Origin of the sequence: Mesoterricola silvestris (assembly GCF_030295405.1) — a bacterium.
Taxonomy (GTDB): domain Bacteria; phylum Acidobacteriota; class Holophagae; order Holophagales; family Holophagaceae; genus Mesoterricola; species Mesoterricola silvestris.
Genome location: NZ_AP027080.1, coordinates 2755845 through 2769143, shown reverse-complemented (window position 1 = coordinate 2769143; position 13299 = coordinate 2755845). Strand labels below are relative to the sequence as shown.

The following is a 13299-nucleotide window of genomic DNA, read 5'->3' as shown; positions in this document are numbered from 1 at the left end:
GACCGTCATGAGCCAATCCCGACAGCTTTCCTTCCTCGACCGCTACCTGACCCTCTGGATCTTCCTGGCCATGGGGCTGGGGGTGCTGCTGGGCTTCGGGGCCCCCGGCTTCAACCGGGCCATCAACGCCTGGAACGTGGGCACCACGTCGGTGCCCCTGGCGGTGGGGCTGATCCTGATGATGTACCCGCCCCTGGCGAAGGTGAAATACGAGGAGCTGCACCTGGTGTTCAGGAACAAACGGGTGCTGGGGCTGTCCCTGCTGCAGAACTGGGTGATTGGACCGGTGCTCATGTTCGGGCTGGCCATCCTGTTCCTCCGGGACCGGCCCGAATACATGCTGGGCCTCATCCTCATCGGCCTGGCGCGCTGCATCGCCATGGTGATCGTCTGGAACGACCTGGCCAAGGGCGACACGGAATACTGCGCGGGGCTTGTGGCCTTCAACTCCATCTTCCAGGTGCTGTTCTTCAGCGTCTACGCGTGGTTCTTCGCGACGGTCCTGCCCGCCAAGCTGGGCCTCCAGGGGGCGGTGGTGAACATCACCATCGGCCAGATCGCCCAGAGCGTCTTCATCTACCTGGGGATCCCCTTCATCGCGGGCTTCCTCACCCGCTTCATCCTCGGGCGCCTCAAGGGGCTCGACTGGTACCACCGGACCTTCGTTCCGCGCATCAGCCCCATCACCCTCGTGGCGCTGCTGTTCACCATCGTCGTCATGTTCAGCCTGAAGGGCGACACCATCGTGAAGCTTCCCTTCGACGTGATCCGCATCGCGGTCCCCCTGCTGATCTATTTCGTCGTCATGTTCTTCGTGAGCTTCTGGCTTTCCAAGGAAGCCGGCGCCACCTATCCCCAGGGCGCCACCCTCAGCTTCACGGCCGCCTCCAACAACTTCGAACTGGCCATCGCGGTGGCCGTTTCCACCTTCGGCATCGCCCATGGCGCGGCCTTCGCGGCCGTCATCGGGCCGCTGGTGGAGGTGCCGGTGCTGATCAGCCTGGTGGGCGTTTCGTTCTGGCTCAAGCGCCGGTGGTTTGCCGACGCCCCGGAGACGGTGGTGGACGCTGGCTGCTGCAAGTGAAGGAGAGGCCATGGACGACCCCCTCGAAGCCGGAATGGTCATCCAGGGCCTGCTGTTCCTGGCCCCGCGGGAAGCCCTGGAGGCGCTGAGGCAGGGCGCGCTCCTGGTGGATCTGCGCATGGAGGAGCTAGGAGCCTGTCCAAGTAATATTCGGCCCCGCGACGGCGCCTGGAGGCCCGATTATCGAGCGCAAGGCCCGCGGGAAATATAGGTCATATTTTCAAGGGACTTGCGCACGATAGGCGGGCCTCCAGGCGCCGCCTCCGGTGGTGGCAGCGGCCACGGCAATCCCGCGTTCCGCTCGTCGAACGATTAACCTAATCGCTCTCCTCGCGGGCCTTGCCTTGCCATGGCCGGTGCCACCATCGCGGGGCCGAATATTACTTGGACAGGCTCCTAGTGGCCATGAAGGCCTTCGACGTGCCGGGGCAGATCCATGTGCCCCATTCGGAACTGATCGAGCACACGGGGTCCCTCCCCAAGGATCGCCTCCTGATCCTCGCGGATTCCTCGGGCGTATACACCAAGGCCGCCGCCGCAACCCTCCGGGCGGCCGGCTTTGACCGCATCGCCTGCCTCAACGGCGGCATGCTCGCATGGGATGATGCCGGCATGCCCCTCGCCACGGACCCTGCCGCCCTTCTGCACGGCTCGTGCCCCTGCGTCCTGAAGACCCGCAGGTGATGGAATCCCGGGGTTGTGCTTCGTGATCTGGTTCCTGCTAGGACCTGACGTTCCTTATCCTGCCTTTTCCCATGGATCCTGCTAATCCCCGTTTGATCTTTGACGGGAGTTGTCGGCACCTTTGGGGCATGGACGTCGAGTAACGTGCGCTCCGACCCACCTCGGCGTCAGCCCTGCGGAAACAGGGATGAACGCCGATGGATGGGATGAACGGGGATCGGCTCGACCTGGAAGAGCCCCTTCATCACGGATACAAGGCACCTGGGGTTTGCCGACACACCCTAAGGCGGGCCCTGGGCCCAGCCGTAACCTGGAACATGAAACGCACCCTCCTTTCGCTCGGAATATCGGTACCTGCGCTGCTCGTTCCTCTCAATCTCCTGGTGGGCTGGGCCATCCTGCCGCCCATGCTGCTGGACGCGCCCCTTCCGGCCCGGACCGAGGCCGAGCGAAACGCGATCCGAGCGAGCCTGTGTCCCTCCGGGTGTGCCTGGACGTCCGAGACCTTGCCCGGCGGCGAGGGCCGGCCGCTCATGATCTGGAGGCTGCACCGGCCCGCCTCCCGGGGCGTGGCGGTCTTCCTGCACGGGTTCGGGGACGACGCCTGGGGCGGAGCCTCCCGGCTCAGGGACCTGCCGGAGTTGGACGCGGTGGTCTTCACCTTCCGCAACCGGGACTTGGCGCCGGGCACGCCCTCCACCCTGGGCGGGTGGGAACGGGAGGATGCGGCGGCGGTGGTCCGCCACCTCGAGGCCCAGGGGGTCAGGCGGGACAGGATCGTTCTCGTGGGAGCGAGCCAGGGGGCAGGGGTGGCGCTCCTGGCCCTGGAACGGCTGGAGGGGGAGGGCCCCCTGGGAGGCGCGCTGCTGGAATCCCCGTTCGAATCCCTCCAGGAGGCGGGCCGGAACCACCTCCGGGGCACCCTGGGGGCGGCCGAATGGTTGCTTCGGCCCGGGGAGCGGCTCGCCCTGGCGAGGGCAGGCTGGCTTGCGCATTTCCGCCCCGCCGAGGTTTCCCCCCTGGAAGCGTCCCGGCACCTCCGCACCCCCATCGCCCTGTTGGCCGGGGACGAGGACGCCATCACCCCCCTGTCCGGCGTGAGGGCCATCGCCGCCCACCACCCGGATTTCACGGTGGTCCCTGGCGCCCGGCACCTGGAGGCCGGCGGGCTGGTACCGGGCGGGTGGCGCGCCTGGGCCGAGGTTCGGCTGGGGAAGTGGGGTATCCTTTGAATCGCATATCTCTTATGGCCGCTCGATCGGGGATGGCCCCTGATCAGACCCCTCGCCCTTGGCCGATCCTCAATCTGAGTTAGGCATTAAGTTGAGGAATATTTGAATGGCTACATTCTGTGACAATTAAATGGAGAATTTCGATGACCGCACAGCGTGTAACCCAGGGCAAAGTGGTTTTGGTGTTTTGGCGTTTGATCATCCTGTTCCTTGCTGGACTGCTGATTTTCTACCATACCTATACCCTCTTTGATTTGTATTCGGGTGCAGGCACGAGTGTCCATACAAACTATGAATATGTGCAGTCGACTCTGCGAGTGGGCATCACTCTTAGCTTGCTTCTCGTCGTCTTCGGCAGCCGTCGAGCTTTGTGGGGAATGTGGATCGCGATTACCGGTTTGATTGTCACTCACTATTGGGCCCATTTTGGAAATCTGCCCGTTGATTTTACTCAGGGCAGGCACCCCCTCTCCTACCTAAAGGGGTTTATTATTCCGACCGTCATTACACTGGCATTCTATTCTTCTAACCATTCTACCGATTCGAAAACGAAAGCTTAACGACCCGGTCCTCATGGAGGCACCGGGCGCCGTGGTCACCGCGGGGGGCTGGCGTGGGCTAATGCATGGCCGTGGACGCCTGACCCCGGTGAGGGCCGCCTCGCCTCAAATGATTTTGCACCGGATGGCGGCGTCTTCGTCGAATCCATAAATGGCGCACAACCGGTGATAGCCGTCCGCGATCACAAGGCGGCCAGCCCTCGGGTCCCTCACCAGGAGCAGGGGGGACAGGCCTATGCCCTTGATGATCTTCCGCCGGTCCTTCTCCACGTGGGAATTGCTCACGCCGAGCAGGGAAAGCCCCGAGGCCCGGAAGATGTCCTTGGCCTTGAACTGTCCCACGGGCGCAATTCTCAATTTCGCGACCATTTCCGCGGCCTGCTCATCCGGATGAAGGAGGCGCAGGTAGGAATCCGCCGAGGGGTAATCGTGTTCCTCCACATCGGGCAGCCATTCGATTTCGATTTTGCGGGTTTTGGCCATTGTGGATCTCCTTTGGGGTTATCGGCAGTCTGTGGTCAATCCGGCCAACCTGGGGCCTCCTGCGAGGTCCGGTCCGTGGCTACGGCAGTGTAATCATGGGCTTGGAAAACCTGAGCCGCTCCCCTCAGGGTGGCTCTGCCATCCTGACGCGGCTTCGCGCCTCGGCTACCCTGAAAGCCTTCCACGCTTCGCGCTCCAGCCGGCCCATCCCCCTCCCCCCGTGGCGAATGATCCACCTCACCTATTCCAACCGCCTTGAAGCCCTCCTGGACCGCCTCGCGGAGGCCGTCCGCACCGAGCGCGCCCAGCGCGGCCCCTGGGAGCCCTTCCTCCTGGTGGTCCCCAATCCCCACCTCAAGGAATACCTCCGCATCCAACTGGCCCGGCGCCTGGGGGCCATGGCCAACGTCACCTTCTCCTACCTGGAGGGGGCCTGGCGCACCCTCATGCCCGGCGTCGCCTTCCAGCTCCTCAATGCCGAGCGCCTTCAGGGGGCCCTCCTGTCGGTGTTCGCCGATGACGCATTCATGGGCCGGCCCCTCCTGGCCTCCGCCCGCCACTACCTGCTGGGGGACACGGACGGCCTCAAGGCCGTCCAGCTCTCCGCGGAGCTGGCCGCCCTCTTCGAGGAGTACGCCCGGAGCCGGCCGGACTGGATCCCCGCCTGGCGTGACGACCGGTCCCGCAGCGACGACCCCCGGGAACCCTGGCAGCGGGCCCTCTGGCGGGAGGCCGTCGCGCGCCTGGACGCCACCGGCCGCCCCCACCTCGTGCTGGCCGAGGCCCTGGCCCATCCGGAATTCGCCAAGGGCCGCACCCTCCCCCCCTCCATGCACCTCTTCGGGCTCACCCACGTGGCCCAGGTGTACCACGACGCCTACACCCGGCTCGGCGAGCTCACGGACCTCCACCTCTACGCCCTGAACCCCTGCGGCGAATTCTGGGAGGACCTGACCACCCGGGGCGAAGCCCTCTGGGAGAAGCGCCGCCCCTCGCGCCGGGACGCGCGCCAGGGCTGCCTCCGGGAAGACGCCGGGGACGGCCTGGACGACGTCTACCGCCTTTCCGCCGAAGGCCCCGAGGCCCTTCGCCGCTGGGGCCGACCCGGCCGCGAGAACATCCGCCTCCTGAACGACGTCACCGACTGCGATTTCGAGCCCTGCTTCGAGGACCCCGGGGACGCCACGGTGCTCCAGCGCATCCAGGGCGACATCCTGCGCTTCCAGGACCCCGCGCCCGCGAGCCGGTGCCCCGCCGACGGCAGCGTGCGCTTCGTGGCCTGCCCCAGCCCCCTCCGGGAGGCGGAGGTGGTGGCCAGCGCCGTGTGGGACCTGCTGGAAGCCACCCCGGGCCTGGGATTCTCGGATATCGCCGTCCTGGTCCCCCCCGCCCAGGAGGAGACCTACCTGGCCCACCTCCAGGCGGCCTTCACCGGCACCCGGCGAATCCCCTGGACCCGGGGCGACGGCGCCACCACCTCCCTGGCCCAGACCCTGGAGGCCGCCGGACTCCTCCTGGAGCTGCCCACCACCGGCTTCACCCGCGCCGCCGTCCTGCGCATCCTGTCCCATCCCGCCCTGCGCCAGGCCCTGGGCGGCCTGGACGCCGCCACCTGGACCCGGTGGTGCGACACCCTGGGCATCGTGAGGGGCGTTGACCGGGAGGACTGGAAGGACACCTACGTCGACCAGGACGCCCTCAACTGGGACCAGGGCCTCCGCCGCCTGGCCCTGGGCGCCTTCATGGGCGAAGGCGAGGCCCTGACGGTGGATGGCCAGTCCTATCCCGTCCTCAACGCCGCCGACGCCGAATCCGCCGGGCGCTTCCTGGCCCTGGCCCGGGGCCTCCTGGCCGAGGCCCGGGCCCTGGGCCGCCGCCGGGCCGACCTCGCCGGCTGGGCAGGCCTCCTCGAGGCCTACCTGGAGCGTTGGCTCATGGGCGACGACGAACCCGTGGCCCGGGCCGTGACGCGCATCCGCACATTCCTGCGCCGCCTCCTGGAGGCCGCCCCCGCCGGCCTCGCCACCCCCGCCATGCCCTACGCCGCCGCCCGGCACCTGGCCCTGGAGATGCTGGAGCGCCTCCGGAACGAGGCGCCCTCGACCCTCCTGCGGGGCGTGGTGGTCTCCAGCTACGCCCCCATGCGCGCCATCCCCTGCCGCGCCGTCTTCCTCATGGGCCTGGGCGAGGGCGTCTTCCCCGGCCGCGACGCGCGCAGGCCCCTCGACCTGCGGGCCCAGGGCCGCCGCCGGGGGGACGTGAGCCAGGGCGAGAAGGACCGCTACCTGTTCCTGGAAACCCTCCTCAGCGCCCGGGACACGCTCATCTGCAGCTACGTCGCCCGGGACGAGCTCTCCGGCGAGACCCTGGAGCCCGGGAGCCTCTTCAAGGAATGCCAGGCCCTGGCCGAACGCTACGTGGACGGCGGCCTCCTGGAGACCCACCCCCTGCGCCGCTTCGACCCCCGCTACTTCCCCGAGTGGTTCGGCGGCAAGGCCGGCCCCCGCGTCCACGCGCCCATCGCGCGGCAGGAGGCCCGGGCCCTCTGGCTGCGACGCGACCTGCTCCAGGCCGGTCCCGTCGCCATGCCCCGCGCCCTCGGCGAACTGGGGGCGCCCCCCGAGCTCCAGGCCCGCCTCGAATCCTGGCTCGCCCACCCTGGCCGCGGCGCCCTCGCGCCCCCTGAGCCCCTCCTGCGCCTCACGCTCGACGAGCTCCGCGGGTTCCTGGAATGCCCCCTTTCCGGGGCCGCCCGGGTCCGCCTCGGCCTTCGCAAAGGCCAAACGCAGGACCTCGCCGGGCGCGAGGACGAACCCTTCGCCACCGCCTTCCTGGACGCGCACGGCCTCCTGCGCTCCGTGACCCTGGAGGCCGCCCGGCAGGGTCTCGACCCCGGGAAGGTCTACGATACGGCGGTCCAGGAACTCCGCCAGCGCGCCGCGGCCCCCCTGGGGGTCTTCGGCGAGCGCGAGAAGGACGAGAACCTGAAGGCCATCCGCGGCTGGCTCCAGGGCCTGGAGGGCGCCCAGCCCGCCTCCTGGCGCCTGGGCCCGGGCCGCAACCCGAAGGCCCGCGCGGACCGGTCCCTTCCGCCCATCCGCCTGGAGATAAGGGTGGGCACCCGCGACCTGACCGTGGAACTGGGCGGCGATCTCCAGCCCCAGCTCCCGGGAGCCTCCCTCCTCCTGGAGTCGGGCGCCCCCAGGAAGGAGGGGTTCGCCTCCTACCGCAAGAAAGCCCTCAGGGCCTACCTGGACCACCTGGCCCTGGCCTGTCTCGGGGAGCCCCCGGTTCCCCGCGAAGCCCGGCTCCTCTTCGGGGAGGGGGGCGCCTTCACCTTCACCTTCCCCCCCGTCGGGAAGGCGGAGGCCGAGGCCATCCTCGGCACCTGGGTCGTGGACCTCCTCACCGGCGACCACGCGGTGCTCCTGCCCATCGAGGCCGTCCTCGCCGCGGAGGACCCCCTCCAGATCACCCCCCGGGCCATCCGGGAATTCGTCAAGGACCGTCTGGACATGGACGGGGACAAGGGCGGGAGCTTCAGCACCCTCTACGGCCCCGTGCCCGATCCCACCCGCTTCCCGCCCCCCGGGGATCCCGGCGCCCTGGTGCGGCGGCGCCTGGGGGCCTTCCTCGCCCAGACCGCGCCCCAGGAGGCGCCGAAATGACCCTCCGCCATCCCAGACCGCCCGTCCTGGAGCGCCTCGGCGACGCCCATTGCGTCATCGAGGCCAGCGCCGGCACCGGGAAGACGTTCACCATCGAGCACCTCGTGGTGGACCTCGTCCTCAAGGGCATCCCCCTGGAGCGGATCCTCGTGGTGACCTTCACCGTGAAGGCCACCCAGGAGCTCCGCACCCGGATCCGCGCCAAACTCCAGGAGCTGGTGGATCTCGAGGTGGACGACCCCACCGCCGAATCCTGCTGGGACCTGGGCGAAAAGGAGCTGGACGCGCTCCGCGCCGCCCTCCTGTCCTTCGACCGCGCCAGCATCTCCACCATCCACGGTTTCTGCCAGCAGGTGCTCCAGGACGGCGCCTTCGAGAGCGGCCGGCTCTTCACCCAGGAGCAGGTGAGCGCCGAGGAGGCCTTTGACCACGTCTTCAAGAACCTCGTCCGCACCCGTTTCGCCGTGGGCGGGGAGACGCCCTTTTTCCAGCGCGTCCTGGACGCCGCCGGAGGCCTGCCCCAGCTGGCCGACTTCCTCCGGCAGCTCCTCAAGGAGAAGGACGCCCTGTACCAGGAAGGCCTGGACGACCTCCAGGGCGTCCTGGACCGCTGCGACCTGGACGAAGCCCGCGCCCTGCTGGAGGAGATCCTTCTCTACCGTTCCGTCAAGGACCCCAAGAAGCGCACCCAGGGCCCCCGCGTGGCGGCCCTGGCCCAGGGCGGCTACAGCCTGGCGCAGGTCCACCACCTCCAGGAGCGCCTGGAGGTGTTGCTGGAAATCGTGCCCGAGCACAAGGCCTCCGGCTTCCCGGACCTGCTCTGGCAGGACAGGCGCCGGGAAAAGCTCGTTCTCCTCCGGGACTACCTTGGCAAGGGCGCCGCCCACCCGGGCCTGCGCGAACTGGCCGGCACCTGCGCCGTCCTGGCCAGGGATTTCCTGGCCCTGGCCGGCGCGCGCTACCTTCCGCCGCTCCGGGACGCCCTTTCCGCCTACAAGCGCGACCAGGGCTTCTTCGACTTCGGCGACATGATCGAACTGGTCCACGAAGGCCTCCTGGGTCCCCAGGGCAGCCCCATGGTGGACCGCCTCCGGGAGCGGTTCCAGGTGGCCCTCATCGACGAGTTCCAGGACACCGACCACCTGCAGTGGGACATCTTCCGCCGGGTGTTCCTGGAGGGCCCCGGCCAGCGCCTCATCCTCGTGGGCGATCCCAAACAGGCCATCTACGGCTTCCGCAGCGGGGACCTGCCCACCTACCTCCGGGCCGTGGAGGAGGTCAAAGCAAGGACCGGCCGGGACCCCGAGGTGCTGGACACCAACTTCCGTTCCACCGGGCCCCTCATCCAGGCCTATTGCCAGGTCTTCGAGGGCGCCCCGGGAAGCCCCTTCTTCACCGAGGGGAATGCCGGCCTCTGGAAGGGCGCCGTGGCCTGCGGCAAGCGCGACCTGGCCCTCACCGGCCCGGACGGGACGCCGCTGCCCGCCATCCGCGTCCTGGAGACGCCCGGCGACAAGCCCGCGCGAGCCCGGAAGGAACTCGCCGGGCGCCTGGCCCAGGTGCTCCGCGAAACCCTGGAGGCACCGCCCCTCTTCGGGCGCGGCGACAAGGCCGCCCCCATCCGGCCCGAGGACATCTTCGTGCTGACCCGCACCGCCGCCGAAGGGCTGCAGGTGGCCGAAGCCCTCCGGGGCGCCGGCGTGCCCTACGCGTTCTTCAAGCAGGAGGGTCTCTTCGGCACGGAGGAGGCGAAGGCCCTGCGCGACCTGCTGGTGGCCATCGACGCCCCCCTGGACGAGGGCGCCCGGGGCCGGGCCCTGCTGGGACCCTTCTTCGGGCTCACCTTCGCCGAGACCGAAGCCTGCCGGGAACTGCCCGAGACCCACCCCATCCTGCGCCGCCTCCATGGCTGGCGTGACCTGGCCCGGGAGCGCCGCTACGGCGACCTCTTCGCCCGCATCCTCAGCGAGAGCGGCGTCACCCAGCGGCTCCTCTTCCTGGAGGAGGGGGAACGCGTCCTCACCAACGTCCAGCATCTGGCCGAGCTCCTCCTGGCCGAGGCCGTGCGCCGCCACGGCACCCTGCGCGACCTGGCCACCGTCCTCCAGCGCTGGATCGACGGACTGGAGCGCCCCGCCGTGGAGGACGGCGACGTCCAGCGCCTGGAGCGCGAAGGGGGCGCCGTGCAGATCCTCACCATGCACAAGTCCAAGGGCCTGGAGGCCGTGGTGGTGGCGGTCTACGGCGGGATCTCCACCCCCCGGAGCAGCGGCGCCGCCTACCGCTACCACGATGAGGCCCTGCGCCGCCAGGTCTGGGTGGGCGGCAAGGACGGCGCCCCCGGCGCCATCGCCGACGCCATCGCCCGCGAGGACGTGGAGGAATGGGAGCGCCTCCTCTACGTCGCCCTCACCCGCGCCAAGGGCCAGCTCATCCTGCCCCACTTCACCCCGGCCCCCCCGGCCAGGGGCGGCAACCGCTCCTTCCACCCCGAAGGCGATCCCAAGGGCCCCTACGGCTGCGTCAACCGCCGCCTGCGGAACCTGCTGCCCGGCGAGGCGGAGCCCGTCCCGCACCCCGCCTTCCGCCGGATTCCGCCCCCCGGGACGGAACCCCCTCCGCCGCCGCCCGTCCAGGCCCGCCTCGCCACCTGGAACCCCCAGTTGCCGGAACCCGCGGCCGAGCCCGACTTCGCCGCACTTGCCCAGGCGGGCCGCCCCCTCTGGTCCTTCTCCTACACGTCCCTGGAGCGGGGCCTCCGCGAGCGCAGGGACCCCGCCGACGCCGAGGAGCGCACCGAAATGGGCTACACCCCCACCCCCGGCGACGGCCCCTCCGGCGGCGCCCGCCTGGGCACCCTCGTGCACGACCTCCTGGAGGTCATCCCCCTGGACAGCTTCGGGAACCGGACCTTCGAAGCCTGGCGCCAGGACCCCGCCATCCAGGCCCTCCTGCGGGAGATTCCCCGCGAAGCCCTGACCCACGTGGCCCGGTGGGCCTGGCATGCCCTCAACGGGCCGCTGCCGCTGCCGGATGGCACCGCCGCCGTCCTGGCCCAGGCCGGCCACGTGCTCCGGGAATTGGCTTTCCTGACCCCGTACCCCGGCCGGCAGGATCTCCTGAACGGCTCCATGGACGTGCTCTTCCAGTGGCAGGGGCGCGCGTACGTCCTGGACTGGAAAACCGACCGATCCCCGGCCTTCGACCCGGAAACCCTCGGGGCGGCGGTGCAGGAGAAATACCGCCTCCAGCTCATGGCCTACACCGTCACCGCCTGCCGTTTCCTGGGCTTTGGGGACGAGGCCACGTACGAGGCCGGCTTCGGCGGCTTCCTCTACGTCTTCCTCCGCGGGCTCCCGGAGGAGGGCGTGTGGACCACCCGCCCCACCTGGACCCAGGTCCAGCGGTGGGAGGACGAGCTGCGCCGCCTGGACGTGGAGTCCCTGATCCCCGCCCACGCCGGAGGAGGCCGCCATGCCTGAGACCCTCGCCTCCGTCCTGGACCGCCACCCGGATCGCCACCTCCTCCCCTTCGGCATCCAGCGGACCCTGCGCGCCCTCAACCTGGATGAGACCCACGCCATCCACGCCCTGGAGCTGGCCCGCATCCCCGAGGTGGACGAGCCCCTGCGCCGGGACGTGATCCTCCTGGCCCTGTCCCTCCTCGCCGCCCAGGCCCAGGGCCACACCCGCATGCCCCTGGAGCCCGGCCCCGGCGGCCCCGCCGAAGAGCTGCTCAAGGCCTTCGACCGCGCCGACCTGGACCTTCAACGCCTGGCCGGGGACGACCGTCTCGCGACCCTCATCGGCAGGGCAGGGGAGGCAGCCCCCCCGAAGCCCCTGCTCATCGACGGCGCGTGGCTCTGCTCCGGGCGCCTCCACGGCTCCGAGGCGCGCTTCGCGGCCCGGGTCCGGGAGGTGCGCGCCCGGACCGTGGACGCTCCCGGGGAAGTCCCCGAGGGCATCTTCACCGACCCCGTCCCCCTGGACCCGGCCCAGCGCGAAGCCGTGACCCGGACCCTGTCCCGCCCCCTGGCGATCATCACCGGCGGCCCCGGCACCGGCAAGACCTCGATCGTGGTGGCCATCCTGCGCGCCCTGCTCCACCAGGGCGTCCACCTGGAGTCCGTGGCCCTGGCCGCCCCCACCGGCAAGGCCGCCCAGCGCATGGGAGAGGCCATCCAACTCGCCCTGAACAAGGTACGGGTGCGGGACGAGGTCGTGGAAGCCCTGCTCAAGCACTTCCCCGAAAGCCGCACCCTGCATCGTCTCCTGGGCTGGCATCCCGCCTCCGAGACCTTCCGCCATGGCGCAGGTTCCCCCCTCGCCGCCCAGGTCGTGATCGTGGACGAAGCGTCCATGATCGGCCAGGAGATGATGGAGCGGCTCTTCCAGGCCCTGGCCCCCGGCGCCCGCATCATCCTCCTGGGCGATGCGCGCCAGCTCCCCAGCGTCGAGCCCGGCAGCGCCTTCCGCGACCTCGTGGCCACCCAGGGGGACTGCACCAGCTGGCTCCGCGAGAACCACCGCATGGCCAACGGCGACGAGGCCGGCGCCAATATCCTGGACGTGGCCAACGCGCTGCTGGAGGAAGGCAGGACCGCCGAACCCGAAGGCGTGCGCGTCCTGGACAGCCTGGACGCGTGGAAGGGCTGGGGCGTGGAACGCTGGGAGCCCGGCGACCAAGGTCTCCGCCTTTTCCTGGACCGCTGGTTCCAGGAGGTCGTGCTCGCCCTGGATTCCTTCCAGACCCTGGCCAACCGCGAATACAGCCACGGCCCCGCGGGCTGGGGCAGGGGCGACACCGAGGCCCTCCACGCCCTCCTGGAACACCACAAGAAAGCCCGGATCCTCTGCGCCCTGCGCGAGGCCGCCAACCTGCGCGGCATGGAGGGCATCAACCAGGCCCTGCACACGTGGATGCACCAGGTGACCGGCGCGGGCCTGCGGAAGGATGTGCCCTTCCATGCCGGGGAGCCGGTGATGATGACCGCCAACGACTACCGGCGCGGCATCTACAACGGCGACCAGGGAATCGTGGTGCGGGTGCGGTTCGGGGATGAACCGAGGCAGGGCGTCGTGTTCGAGGCCGGCAAGGATCACAAGGTGTTCCCCGTGGACGCCCTCCGGACGCAGATCGAACTGAGCTACGCCATGACCGTGCACAAGGCCCAGGGGTCGGAGTACGACCGCATCGCCATGGTCCTGCCCGCTGGCGACCATCCAGCCCTGACGCGGGACCTGCTCTACACGGGAATCACCCGGGCGCGGCGTCAGGTGATCCTGCTCGGGGACGCCCGGAGCGTCGAATGGGCCATGGAGAACAGGTCGGAGAGAAGGAGCGGCGCCAGGGTTGATTGAAAGAGGTGGTAAAGGAAAGCCCCGGGAACTCACTGTTCACGGGGCTTTCGTGGTGGTGGCTGGAGACAGACTCGAACTGTCGACCTAGGGATTATGAGACCCTAGCTCTATTGAAAACCGAGTGTCTCAGAATGGCTTTTATAGCCCATATAAGCAAACTAAACAAGCCGTTTAGGAAAACGCTGGAGAGTTGACCCCTGGGCGTCTGACTGCCAAAGTCAATGCCC

Annotated in this window: 9 protein-coding genes; 8 read left to right on the top strand and 1 reads right to left on the bottom strand. The window is 69.4% G+C overall.

Annotation, left to right across the window (positions count from 1 at the left end; genetic code table 11):
* Positions 1 to 7 precede the first annotated feature (7 nt).
* The 5 genes from arsB (at position 8) to R2J76_RS11945 (ending at position 3560) form a co-directional block, all read left to right on the top strand.
* A complete protein-coding gene (gene arsB / locus R2J76_RS11965; protein ID WP_316411825.1) occupies positions 8 to 1084 on the top strand; it encodes an ACR3 family arsenite efflux transporter in 1077 nt (358 codons plus the stop codon).
* A 10-nt stretch (positions 1085 to 1094) separates the two neighbouring features.
* Positions 1095 to 1295, top strand: a complete 201-nt coding sequence (locus tag R2J76_RS11960; protein WP_316411824.1) for a hypothetical protein — start codon at positions 1095 to 1097, stop codon at positions 1293 to 1295.
* A gap of 173 nt (positions 1296 to 1468) precedes the next feature.
* Entirely contained in the window at positions 1469 to 1768 is a 300-nt protein-coding gene (locus R2J76_RS11955; RefSeq protein WP_316411823.1) for a rhodanese-like domain-containing protein, read from the top strand.
* A 317-nt stretch (positions 1769 to 2085) separates the two neighbouring features.
* Positions 2086 to 3000 (top strand): alpha/beta hydrolase, encoded by a 915-nt coding sequence (locus tag R2J76_RS11950; RefSeq protein WP_316411822.1) that lies wholly within the window; start codon positions 2086 to 2088, stop codon positions 2998 to 3000.
* Between the two features lie 143 nt (positions 3001 to 3143).
* Positions 3144 to 3560, top strand: coding sequence for a hypothetical protein (locus R2J76_RS11945; protein ID WP_316411821.1), 417 nt, complete (start codon positions 3144 to 3146; stop codon positions 3558 to 3560).
* A 105-nt stretch (positions 3561 to 3665) separates the two neighbouring features.
* Here R2J76_RS11945 and R2J76_RS11940 read toward each other — a convergent pair whose 3' ends face one another.
* Positions 3666 to 4043: a hypothetical protein gene (locus tag R2J76_RS11940; protein WP_316411820.1), complete on the bottom strand. Its 378-nt coding sequence runs from the start codon at positions 4041 to 4043 to the stop codon at positions 3666 to 3668.
* 227 nt (positions 4044 to 4270) lie between these two features.
* Here R2J76_RS11940 and R2J76_RS11935 point away from each other — a divergent pair, with 227 nt between their 5' ends.
* From R2J76_RS11935 to recD, 3 genes are read left to right on the top strand one after another with little or no spacing between them, the layout of a single operon-like run.
* Positions 4271 to 7711 (top strand): exodeoxyribonuclease V subunit gamma, encoded by a 3441-nt coding sequence (locus R2J76_RS11935; RefSeq protein WP_316411819.1) that lies wholly within the window; start codon positions 4271 to 4273, stop codon positions 7709 to 7711.
* Complete coding sequence (locus R2J76_RS11930; protein ID WP_316411818.1) at positions 7708 to 11193, top strand: UvrD-helicase domain-containing protein; 3486 nt, start codon at positions 7708 to 7710, stop codon at positions 11191 to 11193. Before R2J76_RS11935 ends, R2J76_RS11930 begins: the two co-directional genes overlap by 4 nt.
* Entirely contained in the window at positions 11186 to 13072 is a 1887-nt protein-coding gene (gene recD / locus R2J76_RS11925; RefSeq protein WP_316411817.1) for an exodeoxyribonuclease V subunit alpha, read from the top strand. Before R2J76_RS11930 ends, recD begins: the two co-directional genes overlap by 8 nt.
* Positions 13073 to 13299 lie beyond the last annotated feature (227 nt).

What these genes read in the sequence shown, in the direction of transcription:
- arsB (WP_316411825.1), top strand. Translation starts at nt 8, where the DNA reads ATGAGCCAATCCCGACAGCTTTCCTTCCTCGACCGCTACCTGACCCTC.
- R2J76_RS11960 (WP_316411824.1), top strand. Translation starts at nt 1,095, where the DNA reads ATGGACGACCCCCTCGAAGCCGGAATGGTCATCCAGGGCCTGCTGTTC.
- R2J76_RS11950 (WP_316411822.1), top strand. Translation starts at nt 2,086, where the DNA reads ATGAAACGCACCCTCCTTTCGCTCGGAATATCGGTACCTGCGCTGCTC.
- R2J76_RS11945 (WP_316411821.1), top strand. Translation starts at nt 3,144, where the DNA reads ATGACCGCACAGCGTGTAACCCAGGGCAAAGTGGTTTTGGTGTTTTGG.
- R2J76_RS11940 (WP_316411820.1), bottom strand. Translation starts at nt 4,043, where the DNA reads ATGGCCAAAACCCGCAAAATCGAAATCGAATGGCTGCCCGATGTGGAG.
- R2J76_RS11935 (WP_316411819.1), top strand. Translation starts at nt 4,271, where the DNA reads ATGATCCACCTCACCTATTCCAACCGCCTTGAAGCCCTCCTGGACCGC.
- R2J76_RS11930 (WP_316411818.1), top strand. Translation starts at nt 7,708, where the DNA reads ATGACCCTCCGCCATCCCAGACCGCCCGTCCTGGAGCGCCTCGGCGAC.
- recD (WP_316411817.1), top strand. Translation starts at nt 11,186, where the DNA reads ATGCCTGAGACCCTCGCCTCCGTCCTGGACCGCCACCCGGATCGCCAC.